Here is an 18,086-nt window from a genome sequence, read left to right as displayed (position 1 = left end):
TTATTCCTCTCGGGCAAATAGAGCCTCGATAAAGTCATCGGCTTTAAATGGGCGTAAATCTTCAATACCTTCACCAATCCCGATATAACGGATTGGAATACCGAATTGATCAGCGATTGAGAAGATTACGCCACCTTTTGCTGTACCATCGAGTTTTGTCAGTGTAATACCGGTTAAACCTACGGCGTCATTGAAAATTTTAGCCTGACTAACCGCATTTTGTCCCGTGCTCGCATCGAGGGTCAGCATAATTTCATGAGGGGCTGACTCATCAAGCTTTTTCATCACGCGGACGATTTTTTTCAATTCTTCCATTAAGTGCGCTTTATTTTGTAAGCGCCCTGCAGTATCGGCGATCAACACATCGACACCTTTTGCTTGAGCGGATTGAATCGCATCAAAAATCACGGAAGCAGGATCAGCACCAGTATGCTGAGCAACAACTGAAATATTGTTACGATCGCCCCACACTTGCAGTTGTTCAACCGCCGCGGCACGGAATGTATCACCCGCTGCCAACATGACGGACTTACCTTCTGATTGATACTGACGTGCTAATTTACCAATTGTTGTTGTTTTACCCACACCGTTAACACCAACCATCAGAATAACATAAGGTTTTTTACCTTCGATCTCTAATGGTTTGTCTACCGTGGCTAAAATATCAGACATTTCTTCACGCAGCTTACCGTACAACGCTTCGGCATCTTTTAACTCTTTACGGGAAGCGTGCTGAGTCAAGTTATCAATGATTTTACGGGTAGTTTCAACACCGACATCCGCAATTAATAACTGCTCTTCTAGCTCTTCAAAAAGATCGTCATCGATTTTTTTGCCCTTGAATAGACCAAGGAAACCCGAACCTAGATTTTGACGTGTTTTTAATAAGCCTTTCTTTAGACGGCTGAAAAAACCTTCTTTTTTCGGTTTCTCTTGCTCAACTGGCTGAGCTTTAGCTGCTTCTTCCTCTGCTAAACGTGCCGCCTCGGCCTCTTCTTCTGCTATACGAGCAGCTTCTTCTTCCGCTAAGCGAGCTGCTTCCGCTTCTTGGCGTTCACGTTCCGCTTTTTCTTCCGCTAAGCGAGCCGCTTCCGCCTCTTGGCGTTCACGTTCCGCTTTCTCTTCCGCTTCTTTGATAGCAGCGAGTTCAGCTTGGCGTTGGCGCTCAGCTTCTTCTTCCGCTAAGCGAGCCGCTTCCGCCTCTTGGCGTTCACGTTCCGCTTTCTCTTCCGCTTCTTTGATAGCAGCGAGTTCAGCTTGACGCTGACGCTCAGCTTCTTCTTCCGCTAAACGAGCCGCTTCCGCCTCTTGGCGTTCACGTTCCGCTTTCTCTTCCGCTTCTTTGATAGCAGCGAGTTCAGCTTGGCGTTGGCGCTCTGCCTCTTCTTCAGCCAGACGGGTGATTTCCGCCTCTTGTCGTTCGCGATCAGCTTGCTCTTGCGCTAAACGAGCGGCCTCCGCTGCTTGGTATTCACGTTCCGCTTTTTCTTCTGCGGCTTTGATAACGGCTAACTCAGCTTGATGCTGACGTTCAACTTCTTCTTCGGCAGCTTTAATCGCAGCCTGCTCGATTTGACGTTGGCGTTCCGCGGCTTCTTCTGCTTGGCGTAAAGCCTGGGCTTCTAACGCTTCTCTAGCCGCTTTTTCTTCTGCTATACGCTTTTCTTCTGCTGCTTGACGCTCTTGCTCTGCATTTTCTGCCGCAATGCGCATCGCCTCTAATTGCGCTTTATGCTGGCGTTCTGCTTCTTCAGCAGCAGCCGTAATCGCATCTTGTTCAGCTTGATATTGGCGCTCTGCTTCATCTTCCGCCGCTTTAATTGCATCAAGCTCTGCCTGATGTTGGCGCTCAACTTCTACTGTGGCGGCATCCTGTTGCTCAGTATCATGAACAACATCATTTTTCAGTTCGACATCAGGTTGCTGGGTTTCTTCTTCATTCTTACGACCAAATCCCAACCATGAGAAAAAGCCTTTTTTCTTATCTTTAGCCATCAGCCACTACACTCCTCGCGGTAAAAACATGGCGTTTAAAAATTAAATCGCAATAAAATTACATGCAGTCTATCATTTCATCGCGCAGCAACACATATCTGAAAGAAAAATCCTGACAATTTATTCTTATTTTTCTGTTAAAACCGTGAAACCGAAGCGCTACAATAGTCCCCAATAATTTATACATTCCTCAATGAACTAAGCAACTATACATATTATGGCAAAAAAACCACAAACAGCCTCCTTGGGGCAAATTCGTATCATTGGTGGTAAGTGGCGTGGGCGAAAACTACCTGTACGCGATAGTGAGGGCTTACGTCCCACCACAGATCGCATCAAAGAAACGCTCTTTAATTGGCTAATGCCAGTGATCCGTGATGCTCGCTGTCTTGATTGCTTCGCAGGTAGCGGTGCTTTAGGTTTTGAAGCCTTATCTCGCTTTGCCGAGCACGTCACGTTTATTGAACTTGATAAACAAAATGCCAAGCTTCTTAGTGAGAACAAAGTTCGCTTAGAAGCTGATAATGCGAGCGTTATTAATAACAGCAGTCTCAGCGTTCTCAGCCAAATAGGAACGCCTTGTGATGTGGTATTTATCGACCCTCCTTTTCGTAAAGGGCTACTTGGAGAAACCATCACGCTCCTAGAAAAAAATCAGTGGTTAGCTGATGAAAGCTGGATTTATGTAGAGTCAGAAGCGGAGTTACCACTTACTGACATTCCCGCAAACTGGCAGCTACACCGTGAAAAGGTCGCTGGCCAAGTTGCGTATCGTCTGTTTATTCGTCAATCTGTTCATTCATCAAGTATGCAGGGAGAAAAAGATGCTGATTAATATCGGACGTCTGCTTATGATTTGTGTTTGGGGCTTTATGATCTTTAATATTGTGCATCCATTCCCTAAGCCATTGAAATATTTTATGGATGTCGCAATGGTATTTATGATTTTCATGCATGCATTGCAGACTATTTTCCTGAAAGCTAGCTTACCGAAAGATCAAAAGCTAACAGGGCTCCAGCAGACAAAAATTTTCTTTTTTGGCGTATTTGAAATGCTCGCCATGCATAAGAAAACAAAAGCGGCCATTGAAGCCGCTAAAAAGAAATAACCGATTATTCAGAGGGTTCGAAGCGAATAAATCGCGTACCTTGTAGGGTTAGCTTACCTTTAGCACCCAATTCAACACCTTGGTACTGCTCTTCGCTGACGATCACCTTAATCGTTTCTCCTGAAGCTTGAGTCTGAAAATAAAGTTCATAGCGAAAAGTTTCAGGGGATACCACATCGCGCTCCCGAGAACGCATATTTGGATAAGGGTAATCTTTTTTCTCTTTCACGAGCACTAACTGACTGACAGGTAATGAATTATCGTTAATTTCATTTTGTTTCTTTTGGTCAAAAAAACGCTTAGTGGCTAACACGGCGATAATCGCAAGAACAATAATTAAGAGAATTGGCTTATTCATAATTTATATATTTAGCTTAGAATTATCATAAGTATATACCCTCTATCGCTCAAATTGCAGATAAACGCCATACAATTTATGCGAGACACGGTATAGTTCATTTATATTTAATCGCTCTTGGTGATTTCTCTTTTCCAGAAACTTTTAAGGATATGTGTATGATTAGTTGGCCATTCCTCGCTGTTTTATTTTCTGGCTGGCTGTACGTTGATGCAGCCTATCGTGGTCCTGAGTGGCAACGTTGGTTATTCCGCCCTATCACTTTACTTCTTCTACTATTCTGGGGATGGAGTTCTGACGACTTAAATGCGCAAACCTATCTGATTTTAGGCGGTTTGGCGCTTTCCTTAGTTGCCGACCTTTCGAGAATGTTTTCTAGTGAGCACTTGCTTACTTCTTTGGGGCTCATGTTCTTAAGCTATTTGGTCTACACCATTAGCTTTGGAATGCAATTCAACTTTGGTCTGTATCTGCCTTGGCTTATCGTCCCTATCGCTATCGCAGCCGTCACCTTGGTGCTGATTTGGGGAAAACTGGAAAGCCAACAGCCTGTAGTTTTCGCCTCTATTATTATGAGCATGATTATGATGTGGGTGGCAGGAGACCAATACTTTGGCTTAGGTCGAGAATTTAATTTCTCGATTATGGTGGGCGCTTCTATGCTGTTTTTATCTCACTGCATCTGGCTAATTGCCCATTTCCGTTTTCCATTCAAAGCCTCTAAAGCAGTTGTAGCCGCATTCTACTTCCTCGGTCAGTTCTTTATTGTTCGCGCCATTTATTTATAATTCCCCGCCAATTGATAAAACGTGCTATTTGAGAATTTTATCAATTGGCTTCCCCTTTTTCATTTGACTCTAGAGTCTACTCCAAAGTGTAGACTTAACCTTAATTAGAGAACATGGTTAAAAACGCATCTAGAAAAAGGGGGCGCTTATGCACTCACACTCTCATAAAGATACCCATGCACACAGCACGTCTTGCTGCTCAGGAAACACTTGCACATCCGCAGCCGTAGAGAATAGCAAAGCTGTGAGCCATGACGCATCATCCCATGAACATCATCATGGCGATGACAAAAATCATGCTCATGATGATGACGATGAAAAATCCCATCAACATGGTAGCTGCTGCAGCTCAACATCCGCTGCAAATGATGACGTAGAGCCTACCCAAACCGCTAAACAGCGTTTTAGCTGGATTGTACGCGGGATGGACTGCCCAAGCTGCGCGGCTAAAATCGAAAACGCGATTTCCCAAATTCGCGAAGTCGCTCAAGCCAAAGTCCTCTTTGCCACTGAAAAACTCGTCGTGGACGCTGACAAAGACGTCACTGCCGTCGTTCGTTCAACTGTTGAAGCCGCAGGTTACGAACTACATGATGTGGGTAGCGCGAGTGCAACATCAGCACCGCCACCCAGCTTATTGAGTGAAGCGAAGCCCGTCATCATTTTAGCTATCCTGATGGCAATCAGCTGGGGACTTGAGTTTGTTAATCCACAGCTAGGTAACGTGGCGTTTATCCTAACCACGTTATTTGGGTTATACCCTATCGCGCGTAAATCGTTACGTTTGATTCGTACTGGTACACCATTTGCAATTGAAACCTTGATGACCGTTGCCGCTGTAGGGGCGATTTTCATCCAAGCAACTGAAGAAGCCGCCATGGTTATCTTGCTGTTTATGCTGGGTGAAATGCTTGAGTCCTACTCTGCGGGACGCGCTCGCCGAGGTGTTAGCGCACTCATGGCTTTAGTCCCTGAAGATGCCGTGCTTATCAAGGATGGACAAAAAACGTCAGTTCCTGTGGCACAGTTACGCCCTGGTGACATCATTGAAATTGCACCAGGTGGTCGATTACCAACCGATGCGGTGCTGGTTGCAGGATTTGCGAGTTTTGATGAAAGCGCATTAACGGGTGAATCCGTCCCTGTAGAACGCAGTGCTGGGGAAAAAGTGGCTGCGGGCTGTTTGTCTGTCGATAAAGCCGTACAAATGGAAGTGGTATCAGAGCAAGGTCAAAATGCTATCGACCGCATCTTGCAACTGATTGAAGAAGCAGAAGAGCGTCGTGCGCCAATTGAGCGATTTATTGACCGCTTCAGCCGCATCTATACTCCAATTATCATGCTGATTTCGGCCTTAGTGATAGTGATCCCGCCAATGTTCTTCGGTGCAGCATGGGATACTTGGATTTACCGTGGTTTGACTCTGTTGTTAATTGGTTGCCCTTGCGCATTGGTTATCTCAACCCCTGCAGCAATCACCTCAGCACTGGCAACCGCCACTCGCCGTGGAGCTTTAATTAAAGGTGGTGCTGCATTAGAACAATTGGGAACTGTCACTACAATCGCACTGGATAAAACGGGCACACTAACGGAAGGCAAACCACACGTCACCGATATCGTTCCCGTTGAAGGTCTGAGTGAAAGCGAGTTAATTCGTATCACTGCATCAGTTGAAGTCGGCTCTCATCACCCACTGGCTAAAGCTATCGTCAACAAAGCTGAAGAGTTATCTATCACTGTTGAAGAAGCGTTAGAGCGTAAAGCACTAGCAGGTAAAGGGGTTGAAGGCTCTTTTAATGGTAAACAAGTGTTAGTCAGCGCACCATCAAGGGTTGAGCCTCCATTAAGCAGCCAATGGCAAGCGAAAGTAGAAGCGTTAGAGGCGCAAGGTAAAACGGTTGTCGTCACGTTAGAAGATGACCAAGTTATCGGCTTAACCGCCCTGCAGGATACCTTACGTGGCGATGCTGCTGATGCAATGGCTATGTTGAAATCACTGAATGTTAATGCCGTGATGCTAACAGGTGATAACCCACGTGCCGCCAGCGCCATCGCAAATCAGCTAGGCATGGAGTTCCGTGCAGGATTATTACCAGAAGATAAAGTCACCGCGGTGATGGAGCTTAATCGCGATCACAACACCATGATGGTAGGTGACGGTATCAACGATGCTCCAGCCATGAAAGCGTCAAGCATTGGTGTTGCAATGGGTGGCGGTACTGACGTTGCTTTAGAAACTGCGGATGCCGCTTTAACCCATAACCGTTTGACTGGATTACCTGAAATCGTCGCATTATCCAGAGCCACACGGAAGATCATCCGCGAGAACATCACTATCGCCTTAGGCTTAAAAGCCGTTTTCTTGGTAACGAGCTTGTTAGGTATCACTGGGTTATGGGTTGCTGTGTTAGCGGATTCTGGCGCCACGGCATTAGTCACAGCCAACGCGGTTCGCTTACTGCGCGTTAAGTTGCCCGAAATCAAAAAATAGCCTTTCTTTAGTTTGATATCTCAACGCCGTAATGGTCATCATTACGGCGTTTTTTTATGCGAAAGAAATCTAAAATAATCAGTTATAGCAAAGAGTTACACAAACCATTCACCAACTGAATTTAAGACTAACTTTTCTCCCGCACACAGAAATATTGGGTAATATCTCGGTCATTGACAACATTTGCTGAGCGTGGATATGACTAATAATGCAAGTTCAATACCCCATGATGCCGCCTTTAAAGGCTTTATGACAAAGCAGAGTAATGCCCGAGATTTCTTTGAGCTTCATTTACCTGAACACATTGAACGCTTGTGCGATTTCGATACGCTTACCCTCATTAATTCAGCTTTTATTGATAGCAAATTGAGAACCCGGTTTTCCGATGTTCTCTATTCTGTTCAAACAAAAACGAGGGGTAGTTATATCTATCTGTTAGTCGAACATCAGTCGACACCTGACAAGTTGATGGGCTGGCGTTTAATGCACTACGCGTTTATGGCAATGAATCAACATCTACAGCAAGGGCATAAAACCTTACCGCTCGTTGTCCCCATTCTGTTTTATCATGGGGAAACATCCCCCTATCCTTATGAAGGTACATGGACACAATGCTTGCCCCACGCTGAAATAGCTCATGATCTGTATAGCAGCCCTTTCCCGTTGGTGGACATCACCGTAGTTGAGGATACCGAAATAGTTAGTCACCGCAAAATCGCTGTGATGGAACTCGCAATGAAACATAAAAAACTACGAAATGACCACCAGAGAGTCACTGAGCACTTCGTTCAAATATTAAACAGCCACTATAATGACAAAGATGATGTGATCACTATCTTGAATTACTTATTTATCATCATGGATTCACCCTACTACACATACATTGTCGAAACATTAATCGACCAAGCCGAAAATCATCGAGAAACTATTATGAATATTGCACAGCGGTTAAAAAACGAAGGAAAAGAAGAAACCTTACAACAGGTTGTATTAAAGAGCTTACAACTTGGTTTAAGCATTGACGTTATCCGCAAACTCACTGGGTTATCAGACAGTGAAATTCAAGCCCTTAATTAAACAACAAATTATGTAAGTATCGGGATAAATAATTATGAATATTGCCACACGTTTAAGATATGAAGGATATAAGAAAGGATTTGCACAAGGATTTGTAGAAGGATTTGAGGAAGAATTCACTGTGGGACTACAAACAGCGCTCAAAGTAGGTAAAGCCATCTGCCAACAAGAGATAACCTTAAATGCACTACAACTTGGCTTAAACATAGAAACTATCAGTAAAATCACTGAATTATCACTCAGTGAAATTCAAGCTCTTATGGATCGCCCATCAACAATAGCCTCCTGCGAAGCAAAAAGGCTATCTCTCATCAATGCCGCTGACTAGGTATTACAGGCCGCTGGCTTTTTTGCGCAATAAATAACGATACGGTGCATTCTCCGCTTCAACCGCCAGCAGTTCGTGTTCCATAAAACGGCAAAAACCGGGAATATCGCGGGTGGTTGCGGGGTCATCTGCAATGATTAACAGCGTATCTCCGTCCGCCATATTGCGTACGGTTTTACGCACCAGCATCACAGGTTCAGGGCAGCGTAGCCCTAGCGTATCAAGGGTTTTCGTTGGATTAGAAAATAAGTCAGACATAACACCACATTCTCTTGGTCATCAATGCGCTTATTGTAAAGCCACGCGCAGTGGATGAACAGTTTTGATTTTGTTGCGCAACGAGAGTATGATGCGCTCTTCCCAATTTAGGGATGTTATTCATGGGTTCCCTCACCCCATTGCCACTAAAAAGGTACAATATGTTTACGTTTACTCCGCAGCAAAAAGCCACTGCGTTAATTTGGCTATCGTTATTTCATATTTTAATTATTACATCCAGCAACTACTTGGTTCAGTTACCCATTAATATTTTTGGGTTTCATACCACTTGGGGTGCGTTTACCTTTCCCTTTATATTCCTTGCTACGGACTTAACGGTTCGCATCTATGGTGCGCCATTAGCTCGTCGAATTATCACTGCGGTCATGTTACCAGCATTATTAATTTCGTATGTGATTTCTGCTCTGTTTTTCCAAGGAGAATGGCAAGGTTTCGCGGCTATCATGACATTTAACCTGTTTGTTGCGCGTATCGCGGCAGCAAGTTTTATGGCATATGTCCTCGGCCAAATCTTGGATGTCAGCGTATTTAACCGCCTGCGCCAAAACAAACGCTGGTTTGTAGCACCCGCCTGCGCCATGTTTTTTGGTAACTTGATTGATACTATCGCGTTCTTCTTTATCGCGTTTTATCAAAGCAGCGACCCGTTTATGGCAGCAAACTGGATGGAAATCGCTCTCGTTGATTACGTCTTCAAGTTATTAATTTGTATGCTGTTCTTCTTGCCAGCTTATGGTTTATTACTGAACTTTATTTTGAAGACTTTCTTCGCTACCGCCAGTAAGAAACAATTATCCCCGCAGCACTGAGATAAAAAAGGGAGATAAGCCATCACTTATCTCCCAAGGGGTTAACTTGATTAATACCTAACTACTTTTCACATTACTCAACACAACAATTGATTATTCGAGCGCGCGAGCCAGTAGTGAAATTGGGTGTTCACATTTCTTACTGGTGGACATTTCAATTTGCCATTTACAGGTTTCACAGTCAGTGATCACCATATCCGCACCGCTCTCTTCAATTTGACGGAACAGCCCAGCCCCAATACCTTGGGAAACTTCGTAGTTCTCTTTTTTGAACCCGTAAGTTCCTGCAATACCACAACATTGTGAATCTAAAACAATCAGCTCAACACCCGGTACACGCTTAATCAGCTCAAGGGTGTAGGACGTCCAACCCATTTTTTCCATATGGCATGGTGTGTGATAAGCCACTTTTAATGGTGTGTGTTTCAGTTTCAGTTCACGCCCTTCTTCCAGCAGACGATAAATATAGCGGGTCGCTAGCTCAATGTTATCGCGCATCTCAGAGGTATCGACATCCAGCACATGGGTATATTCATCACGAATGGTAAATGTGCAGGTCGATGAGGTCGCCACGACGGGAATATGTTTCTCCAGAATCGTCTCTTGGAGTGATTCCAAATTCACATTCGCTTGGCGTTTCGCTTGCTTCATAAATCCGTTTGCGATCAGTGCCACACCACAACATTTTTCACGTTTTAACAGCTGAACACCGATATTCATCCCGTTGAAAACTTTGATTAAATCTTTACCCAATTGTGGATGGTTATAGTTCACGTAACAGCCGTGGAAGAATGCCACCTGTTCCTCAAATTTCGCCTGCTCTGCGGCTTGTTTACCGTACCAACGACGGAAAGTCCCGAATGAGTATTTCGGTAGCTCACGGCGATGGTCAATTTTAAGGGCTTTATCCAGAATTTGGCGAACGGGTTTTAAGCCTGTAATGGTGTTGACTACAGGGGCAAATGGGGTCGATAAAGAGCCCATGATGTCTGTATGGCTTAAAATCGCATCACGCAGTTTCGGTTTCTGCTGGCTATAGGTATTACGAGCGCGCGCGATAATGTCGCCTATCTTCACATCAGACGGGCAGGCTACTTCACAACGCTTACAGTTGGTACAGAATTTCAATGCATCATCGTACATCATCGGATCTTTTAAGCGTAAACGCTCACCATCAGGACCCGCTTGTTTTGGTCCCGGATACAGTGGGTTCGCTTTTGCCACTGGGCAATAGGTGGTACAAACGGTGCACTTTATACAGCTTTCAAAGCTTGCATCTTGAATACTCATTGCGCCACCTCCGCCTGCATGGCTTTATCTTTAGCAAATTCATTCACGATTTCATTCGCGGCATATAAGCCACTGACCAGTGAAACCCCGGCGCCACAACCTTGAGTCAGCGGATCAAACCCGCTTAATACTGCACCCGCAACATACAGGTTTTCGATGGTTTCACCGTGTTTTTTACCGCGTAAATTTCCGTCGGTTTGTACACCAAATGCCATGTATGGCTGAGATGCGAAGAACTCTTTATTTGTCCATTTGGCGCGGTCGCCGATTTCGCCTAAATCCAAATGCATCAAGGGTTCATACACTTGGTCAAATTTCGCCACCAAACCGTTATTAAAGAAACTTCCCGTCGCCAACACAAAATGTTTAGCTTTCAATGAAATATTGCCGTGATTGCGGGTTTGCACTGATTCAATGCGTGATCCCACGAAATTGACGGAAGTGACTTTATCACCCGGCATCATGATCCCACCTTGACGGCGGAACTGGCGTAATAGCATTTCATGAAGGCGGATACCTAATAAAGATGGCGGTAATGTTGGCAGTAAAAATAGCGGCTTACCTAAGCGTTTCTGCAACTCTAACATTGGTTCTTCACTGTCAAGACCAATACACGCAGGCATAAACACCGCATCCGCGTTGGCGACTAATGGTGCAATTTCTTCCACGATTTGCGCCATATTTTCAGGTCTATCTAACCAGCGCGCTACGTTAATCGCTCGGAACTCGCTTGGGTTTTCTCTTAAACGATCAAGCAGTGGCAAGTGGACATAGCACGCCTCAGCTTCTAATCCTTGGCGATCCAACTCATCCGCCACCATTTGCGGTTGAAAATCGAGAAAACCTTCAATACCCACAACGGCAATTTTGCCTAATTCCATCGGTTGATGAAGTGCAGTTGTTGGCACCGATTCAGGACTGAGCCATGTCATTCGCTTATGACCTAACGGCGTAATACGGTAATGATTTTCTTCGCAAGAACCTTTTAGATGTAGCCCTGCTTGCTGTAGTGTAGTCTGTGCCAATTGAGCCAGCTCAGCGACTTTTTCTGCCCCAATCAAACTGTACGGATGACTCGGTGCTTGTTGTTTTAGCGCTTCCAACATGGACAGCGGTTGCTCGACTTGAGTACCATCAGGAAGATGCGTTAATAAATCCAATGAACCCGACGAGAAATGCAGTGCGTTCTGCCCTGCACTCACGATGGCACAAGAAAGTCCTGATTGAGTCAGACGAATTCCACAGATAAGACCGGCAAGGCCTCCGCCCATCACTACTGCATCATATTTCATTCTCTGCCTCCTTCTGAGCAGGCTGGCTCAATGTACTTTCATTCATGCCACATAATCCGTGATACACCCAACTGGTAAACTCGCTTTCACGCAAAGCATCCCCCCAAGCAATTGGTCTCACCCCTTTCCAACGCTCATTTAAGAAGTGCCCCAGCTGCTGCTCGGTTTCATGTGGTGTAGTAACGTTAAAACGATTGAGTAATCCCGCCGCGCGGCAAGCACAAAGTTCACCTTGGCACGTCCCCATACCCACACGGGTACGACGACGTAAATCAAGCAAGTTGTTGACGGTTAAAGATTCCACCGCATAACGAACCTCACCCGCCGTCACCGCTTCGCACTCACACACTAAGCTTTTATCTAAACGATTAGCGCTGAGGATCGCAGACGCCCTATCACCATGACGATAAACCGCAGAACCGCGAATAGGTGCAGGGATAGAGACCACATTACGCAGCGCTTCTTCTGCACTGTGTTGAGAGCCCGGCAGTGGTGCTTCCGCCGTCGTGCATGGGGTTGTGACACCCAATTTTTCACAGACTTTATTGGTCGCCCATTCTGCCATTAAGCGATAAGTCATTAACTTACCGCCCGTAATGGTAATGAAACCATCTAAACCATCGCGTTTTGCGTGGTCGAGTAACACGATACCGCGGCTTACGTTACGCCCAGAAGGGTCATCATCACTCGCCACTAATGGGCGAACACCCGCATACGCGCGTAAAATGCGCGTTGTCGCTAATGCTGGTGACAACATAGAACCTTCGCGGATCAAAATATCCACTTCTTCTGGTGTCACATACATATTATCGATTTGGTCATATTCGATGTGCGTTGACGTAGTACCAATCAGAGAAATGGTATCCCCCGGAACCAGAATGTCCGCATCTGCCGGTTTACGACAGCGGTTGATCACCATATTGTTAAGACGGTGACCTAAAATAAGTAATGCCCCTTTCGCTGGGAACATTTTGATTTTCAGATCGGCGTATTCGGCAATTTTCTGTCCCCAAATTCCGCCAGCATTCACCACGATTTGTGCATGAATATCATATTGGCGCTTAGCTTGATGGTCATAAACCGTCACGCCGCGGACTTTATCCCCTTGGCGGATCAAGCCAATCACTTCATGGTAAGTCAGCACTTTAGCGCCATGTTCGCGCGCATCGAGCATATTCGCAGCGGTTAGACGGAATGGGTCGACAGTACCATCAGGCACGCGAACCGCACCAATTAAACGCGGGTTAACTGAAGGCTCTAAGCGAATAGCTTCCGCGGGATCAATCGCTTGAGCATCGATGCCAGCGGATTGGCAAGCGGTGATAAATTGCTGCTGATATTCGAGACTATCTTCAGGTAGGGTAATAAAGAGTCCATCGGTTTTTTCAATACAATGATGGGCAATACGCTTAAGAATTTTGTTTTCTTCTATACACTCTCTTGCCGATTCACTATCTGTCACGGCATAACGAGCACCACTGTGTAGCAAGCCATGGTTACGCCCTGTTGCACCTGTCGCAATATCATGCCGTTCTAGCAAAACTGCTTTTAATCCACGGCGAGCGCAGTCACGAGCGACACCTGCACCTGTTGCGCCACCACCGATAATGATGACATCCGTTTCAGTCACAGATGAGCCATTCATGTCGCATTCCTCACGTTAATCAATCTTCACTATTCGATAAGTATAGTTTCTATTTTTATAGTCTATAGTTAATATAAGCTCAAAAAAGCGCTCAATGTTTGATAAGGAACAAAAACGAAAGTCAAAAGTACAAATTAGGTACATCAAAGCGCGGAAGCGTGATAACCCTCACAAAATAATTCACAATTTTAGTTCCATTCTATTCACAAATCGCATTAACTATGCAGCCAGATAAACAAAATCAATAATTGTGCGTTAGATTACAGATAAAATGTTTTTTAACGATTAAGATTTAGCGCAATTAGAAAATAAAAGCGCTTAAAGAAACTCGATTGTTTTCGTTTTTGTTACTTCTCCCATAATAAACGCTCAACAACTTCACAACATATGTGAAATGAAGAGCATATAACTACTGACATGCCATCGGAGGCTTTATGTTACGCATGTTTAAACCCGCCGCTCATATCGAGAGGCTGCCAGCGGATAAAATAGACCCCGTCTATCGTAAATTACGTTGGCAGATTTTCCTGGGGATTTTCTTCGGTTACGCAGCATACTACTTAGTTAGAAAGAACTTCGCCCTCGCAATGCCTTATCTCGTTGAACAAGGTTTCTCTAAAGGTGACCTTGGTTTCGCATTATCTGGGATTTCAATCGCCTATGGTTTCTCCAAATTTATCATGGGCTCATTTTCTGACCGTGCTAACCCTCGGTACTTCTTACCGGCAGGTTTGATCCTCGCTTCACTTGTCATGATATTCATGGGCTTCGTACCATGGGCAACGTCTAGCATCATGATTATGTTCGTGTTGTTATTCTTATGTGGTTGGTTCCAAGGTATGGGTTGGCCTCCTTGCGGACGTACCATGGTTCACTGGTGGTCACAAAAAGAACGTGGCGGAATCGTCTCTGTTTGGAACTGTGCGCATAACGTCGGCGGTGGTCTGCCTCCATTACTGTTCCTGTTAGGTATGGCATGGTTTAACGACTGGAAAGCTGCGCTGTATATGCCAGCATTCGCGGCTATTTTAGTGGCAATGATTGCCTTCGCATTAATGCGTGATACTCCGCAATCTTGTGGTCTGCCACCGATTGAAGAGTACAAAAACGACTATCCAACAGACTATAAAGCCTCTGATGAAGAAGAATTAACCGCTAAAGCTATCTTCATGAAGTATGTATTCCCTAACAAACTTCTGTGGATGATTGCTATCGCTAACGTGTTCGTATACTTACTGCGTTACGGTGTTCTAGACTGGTCACCAACTTACCTGCGCGAAGTTAAACACTTCACAATGGATAAATCCTCATGGGCTTACTTCCTGTATGAATATGCGGGTATTCCAGGAACGCTGCTGTGCGGTTGGATGTCGGATAAAGTCTTCCGTGGTAACCGTGGTGCGACAGGCGTGTTCTTCATGACCTTAGTGACTATTGCAACTATCGTCTTCTGGATGAACCCAGCGGGTAACCCAGGCGTTGATATGGCATGTATGTTGATTATCGGTTTCTTAATCTATGGCCCTGTCATGCTGATTGGTCTGCACGCTCTTGAACTTGCACCTAAGAAAGCAGCGGGTACCGCCGCAGGCTTCACTGGTTTATTCGGTTATCTTGGTGGTTCTGTTGCCGCAAGTGCTATCGTCGGTTATACCGTTGACTACTTCGGTTGGAACGGCGGTTTTGCTGTGATGATCGGTGGTTCTGTACTGGCCGTTGTTTTACTGTTCATCGTTATGCTGAGCGAAAGTAAACATAAACGCGAACTCGCTAAAAACCAATAAGCGACCGCTTATGTTGAGTTGATTAGCTAGATTGATGGGTTATATCAAGAAAAGGATATAACCCATTTTTTTACCCAAAATTTGTTATCGGCACCATTTTATATTTGCAAAAGTATTTATCTATAAATTTATCTACCTATAAAACTGTTTACCTACAAGTTCTTTACTTACAAAGAATGATTACCAAGGAGATTTACTGATGAATTTTCAATTAAAAACATTAGTCGCAAGTATGGTCTTAGTGATGTCAGTGTCTGCGGCTGCCGAAACGGCAGGTAAAGTGGTGATTGCCCATCGTGGTGCAAGTGGTTATTTACCTGAACATACCCTCCCAGCGAAAGCGATGGCGTATGCGCAAGGCGCGGATTTCTTAGAACAAGATTTAGTGATGACCAAAGATAATGAACTGGTTGTTCTTCATGACCACTATCTGGATCGCGTCACTGACGTAGCGGATAAGTTTCCAAATCGCGCACGTAAAGATGGTCGCTACTATGCCATTGACTTTACCCTACCAGAAATTAAGTCTCTGAAATTCACGGAAGGTTTCGACATTGTTGATGGCAAAAAAGTCCAAAGCTATCCAAACCGTTTCCCTATGGGTAAATCTGATTTCCGTGTCCACACCTTCCAAGAAGAGATTGAATTTATTCAAGGTTTGAACAAATCAACGGGTAAAAATATCGGTATCTACCCTGAAATTAAAGCCCCTTGGTTCCATCAACAAGAAGGCAAGGACATCACCAAGAAAACCTTAGAAGTCCTGAAAGAGTATGGCTATACCAACAAAGATTCTAACGTTTATCTGCAATCTTTCGACCCGATTGACCTAAAACGCATCAAAACAAAACTGATGCCAGAAATGGGAATGGATTTAAAACTGATCCAATTAATCGCTTACACCGATTGGGAAGAGACGCAAGAGCAGAAGCCAGACGGTACTTGGGTGAACTATAACTATGATTGGATGATGAAGCCGGGTGCGATGAAAGAAATTGCAACCTACGCAGATGGTATTGGCCCTGACTATCATATGCTCATTAGCGAAGATTCTACGCCAACCAATATCAAAGTGAACGGTATGGTGAAGGAAGCTCACGCGAACCATATGGCGGTGCATCCATTTACTATCCGTGTGGATAAACTGCCTAAGTACGCGAAAGATGGTCAGCAGTTATATGACATTATTTATAACCAAGCGGACGTTGATGGTGCCTTTACCGACTTCCCAGATTTAGGAGTTAAGTTCTTAGAGCAGCAAAAGCAGAAGTAACATAGAAATTTGAATGATATAAAAAATCCCAGTCTTGCTGGGATTTTCTCTTTTAATATGCACTATCGCAGAACTAAGCAATCGTCACAGGGAATGCAATCACATCACTGATTCGTTCGGCATTCAGTGCCAGCATGATTAAGCGATCAACACCAACAGCCACACCGGAACATGCCGGTAAACCGTGCTCAAGCGCTGCAAGCAAGTTTTCATCAATCGGTTGAACGGGTAAACCCATTGCAGCACGCTTGCGGTTATCTTGCTCAAAACGTTGGCGCTGTTCGCCCACATCGGTCAGTTCATGGAAGCCATTCGCCAGCTCCATGCCCTTAAAATAGACTTCAAAACGTTCGGCTACACGGTGATCTTCTGTGCTAATTACCGCTAATGACGCTTGCGTTGCAGGGAAGTGGTAAACCACCGCAGGCTTCTCTTTACCAATGTGTGGCTCCACGCCCATGGTAAACAGTAGTTGCAATAAGGTGTCGCGGTCTTCTTCATTGTCCGCCACATTGCTTAAATCTAAGCGGGCAGCCACTTCGCGTAGCTCGCTTTTTTCCGCAGAGAGCGGGTCAATATCTAGATGGCGTAAAAATGCTTGCTGATAAGAGAGTAGCTCGGCACTTTCGCATTCCAGCACTTGTTGCAGAAGGTCATCCACTTCATTGATTAAGCGATACATGTCAAAGTGTGGGCGGTACCATTCCAGCATCGTAAATTCAGGGTTATGGTGTCTTCCCGCTTCTTCATTACGGAAACTGCGGCACATTTGATAGATAGGCCCACTTCCCGCTGCCAGTAAGCGCTTCATATGGTATTCAGGGCTAGTCATCAAATATAAATTGATGCCCTGAGCCGCGCCAGGTCCCACAAAGCGAGTTTCAAATGGAACAAGATGAATGTCAGTCACCGTGGCCTGACTCATTGCGGGTGTATCTACCTCAAGTACACAGCGATCAGCGAAAAAACGTCTGATTTCCGCAACAATTTTTGCGCGCTGTAACAGGTTAGCGATGGGGGCTGTAGGCAGCCAATTCGCTACTTCACTCATTAAAATAACTCCAAAATAAACTTAGTCGTGCAGTGTACTCACCTCCCCCTTAACACACAATGGAATATTGTGGATATTATGCGCTATCTGAGTATCGATAGGGGATATGATTCAAGGCGAGAAAAGATGATGTGATTATCTCCTGCTTTATACGATTAGGCAAAAAAGCTTTATTATTAACTTTTAACATTTGGTTAAAAAAAAACAAAAACATGATTTTTTCTTATCGCTTGTGATGCAAATGTTAAAACCAAACTTCACTACTCACCTTATTGATACAATTTAAATCTGTTTTTTAGCATTAAAAATTAAGCGACTTTCTAAACAGTGAACTCTTTCGCAATTTTATCTTCGATATGATTCTAGAATTTCCTCGAGGAACACCAGATTATCCACTGTTAGAAAGAAAAACCTGACGATTTTAGTTGGTTTTAAATGCTAGAAATTCCGTTAAATTTAATGATAATTATTTGAAATTCCTTTTTATTATTTTCGGTTTCTCTGCAATTTCTTGACA

The 18,086-nt window shown here is 44.6% G+C and carries 16 protein-coding genes; 9 read left to right on the top strand and 7 right to left on the bottom strand.

All coding sequences use genetic code 11. The features are described from left to right. Complete coding sequence (gene ftsY / locus GKR61_RS09515) at positions 1–1,995, bottom strand: signal recognition particle-docking protein FtsY (protein ID WP_154599760.1); 1,995 nt, start codon at positions 1,993–1,995, stop codon at positions 1–3. 217 nt (positions 1,996–2,212) lie between these two features. Between ftsY and rsmD the strand changes: the two genes are divergently transcribed. Together rsmD and GKR61_RS09505 are read left to right on the top strand one after the other, a co-directional pair. Beyond that, positions 2,213–2,830, top strand: a complete 618-nt coding sequence (gene rsmD, locus GKR61_RS09510; RefSeq protein ID WP_036956004.1) for a 16S rRNA (guanine(966)-N(2))-methyltransferase — start codon at positions 2,213–2,215, stop codon at positions 2,828–2,830. After that, on the top strand, positions 2,820–3,104 hold the full coding sequence (locus GKR61_RS09505) for a DUF1145 family protein (protein WP_036956002.1): 285 nt from the start codon (positions 2,820–2,822) through the stop codon (positions 3,102–3,104). The genes rsmD and GKR61_RS09505 overlap by 11 nt, the downstream gene beginning before the upstream one ends. Before the next feature lie 4 nt (positions 3,105–3,108). Here GKR61_RS09505 and GKR61_RS09500 read toward each other — a convergent pair whose 3' ends face one another. Continuing rightward, positions 3,109–3,462 (bottom strand): DUF2500 family protein, encoded by a 354-nt coding sequence (locus GKR61_RS09500; RefSeq protein ID WP_036956001.1) that lies wholly within the window; start codon positions 3,460–3,462, stop codon positions 3,109–3,111. A gap of 158 nt (positions 3,463–3,620) precedes the next feature. Between GKR61_RS09500 and GKR61_RS09495 the strand changes: the two genes are divergently transcribed. The 4 genes from GKR61_RS09495 (at position 3,621) to GKR61_RS09480 (ending at position 8,146) form a co-directional block, all read left to right on the top strand. Further along, complete coding sequence (locus tag GKR61_RS09495; RefSeq protein WP_036956000.1) at positions 3,621–4,250, top strand: lysoplasmalogenase; 630 nt, start codon at positions 3,621–3,623, stop codon at positions 4,248–4,250. Positions 4,251–4,398: 148 nt separating this feature from the next. Next, positions 4,399–6,741, top strand: coding sequence for a zinc/cadmium/mercury/lead-transporting ATPase (locus GKR61_RS09490; RefSeq protein ID WP_036955998.1), 2,343 nt, complete (start codon positions 4,399–4,401; stop codon positions 6,739–6,741). Positions 6,742–6,939: 198 nt separating this feature from the next. Beyond that, positions 6,940–7,818 (top strand): Rpn family recombination-promoting nuclease/putative transposase, encoded by an 879-nt coding sequence (locus GKR61_RS09485; protein ID WP_036955995.1) that lies wholly within the window; start codon positions 6,940–6,942, stop codon positions 7,816–7,818. 34 nt (positions 7,819–7,852) lie between these two features. After that, a complete protein-coding gene (locus GKR61_RS09480; protein ID WP_036955992.1) occupies positions 7,853–8,146 on the top strand; it encodes a hypothetical protein in 294 nt (97 codons plus the stop codon). Between the two features lie 3 nt (positions 8,147–8,149). Here GKR61_RS09480 and tusA read toward each other — a convergent pair whose 3' ends face one another. Further along, positions 8,150–8,404, bottom strand: a complete 255-nt coding sequence (gene tusA / locus GKR61_RS09475) for a sulfurtransferase TusA (RefSeq protein ID WP_036955989.1) — start codon at positions 8,402–8,404, stop codon at positions 8,150–8,152. A 161-nt stretch (positions 8,405–8,565) separates the two neighbouring features. Between tusA and GKR61_RS09470 the strand changes: the two genes are divergently transcribed. Then, positions 8,566–9,234: a 7-cyano-7-deazaguanine/7-aminomethyl-7-deazaguanine transporter gene (locus GKR61_RS09470; RefSeq protein ID WP_036955987.1), complete on the top strand. Its 669-nt coding sequence runs from the start codon at positions 8,566–8,568 to the stop codon at positions 9,232–9,234. A 93-nt stretch (positions 9,235–9,327) separates the two neighbouring features. On the opposite strand, the gene glpC is transcribed toward GKR61_RS09470, so the two are convergent. The 3 genes from glpC to glpA are packed head-to-tail and all read right to left on the bottom strand — an operon-like array spanning position 9,328 to position 13,461. Further along, positions 9,328–10,524 (bottom strand): anaerobic glycerol-3-phosphate dehydrogenase subunit GlpC, encoded by a 1,197-nt coding sequence (glpC, locus tag GKR61_RS09465; RefSeq protein WP_006659019.1) that lies wholly within the window; start codon positions 10,522–10,524, stop codon positions 9,328–9,330. Continuing rightward, positions 10,521–11,816, bottom strand: coding sequence for a glycerol-3-phosphate dehydrogenase subunit GlpB (gene glpB / locus GKR61_RS09460; RefSeq protein ID WP_154599759.1), 1,296 nt, complete (start codon positions 11,814–11,816; stop codon positions 10,521–10,523). The genes glpC and glpB overlap by 4 nt, the downstream gene beginning before the upstream one ends. After that, positions 11,806–13,461 (bottom strand): anaerobic glycerol-3-phosphate dehydrogenase subunit A, encoded by a 1,656-nt coding sequence (glpA, locus tag GKR61_RS09455; protein WP_006662871.1) that lies wholly within the window; start codon positions 13,459–13,461, stop codon positions 11,806–11,808. Before glpA ends, glpB begins: the two co-directional genes overlap by 11 nt. A gap of 434 nt (positions 13,462–13,895) precedes the next feature. Here glpA and glpT point away from each other — a divergent pair, with 434 nt between their 5' ends. Continuing rightward, entirely contained in the window at positions 13,896–15,245 is a 1,350-nt protein-coding gene (gene glpT / locus GKR61_RS09450; protein WP_154599758.1) for a glycerol-3-phosphate transporter, read from the top strand. A gap of 199 nt (positions 15,246–15,444) precedes the next feature. After that, entirely contained in the window at positions 15,445–16,518 is a 1,074-nt protein-coding gene (glpQ, locus tag GKR61_RS09445) for a glycerophosphodiester phosphodiesterase (RefSeq protein ID WP_006659015.1), read from the top strand. 73 nt (positions 16,519–16,591) lie between these two features. Here glpQ and epmA read toward each other — a convergent pair whose 3' ends face one another. Continuing rightward, complete coding sequence (gene epmA / locus GKR61_RS09440) at positions 16,592–17,569, bottom strand: elongation factor P--(R)-beta-lysine ligase (RefSeq protein WP_036955971.1); 978 nt, start codon at positions 17,567–17,569, stop codon at positions 16,592–16,594. Positions 17,570–18,086 lie beyond the last annotated feature (517 nt).

The organism is Providencia sp. wls1916, from assembly GCF_009706585.1.
In the GTDB taxonomy this organism is placed as follows: domain Bacteria; phylum Pseudomonadota; class Gammaproteobacteria; order Enterobacterales; family Enterobacteriaceae; genus Providencia; species Providencia lanzhouensis.
Note: the sequence above shows the minus strand (reverse complement) of the source record. Positions and strands in the feature narration are given on the sequence as shown.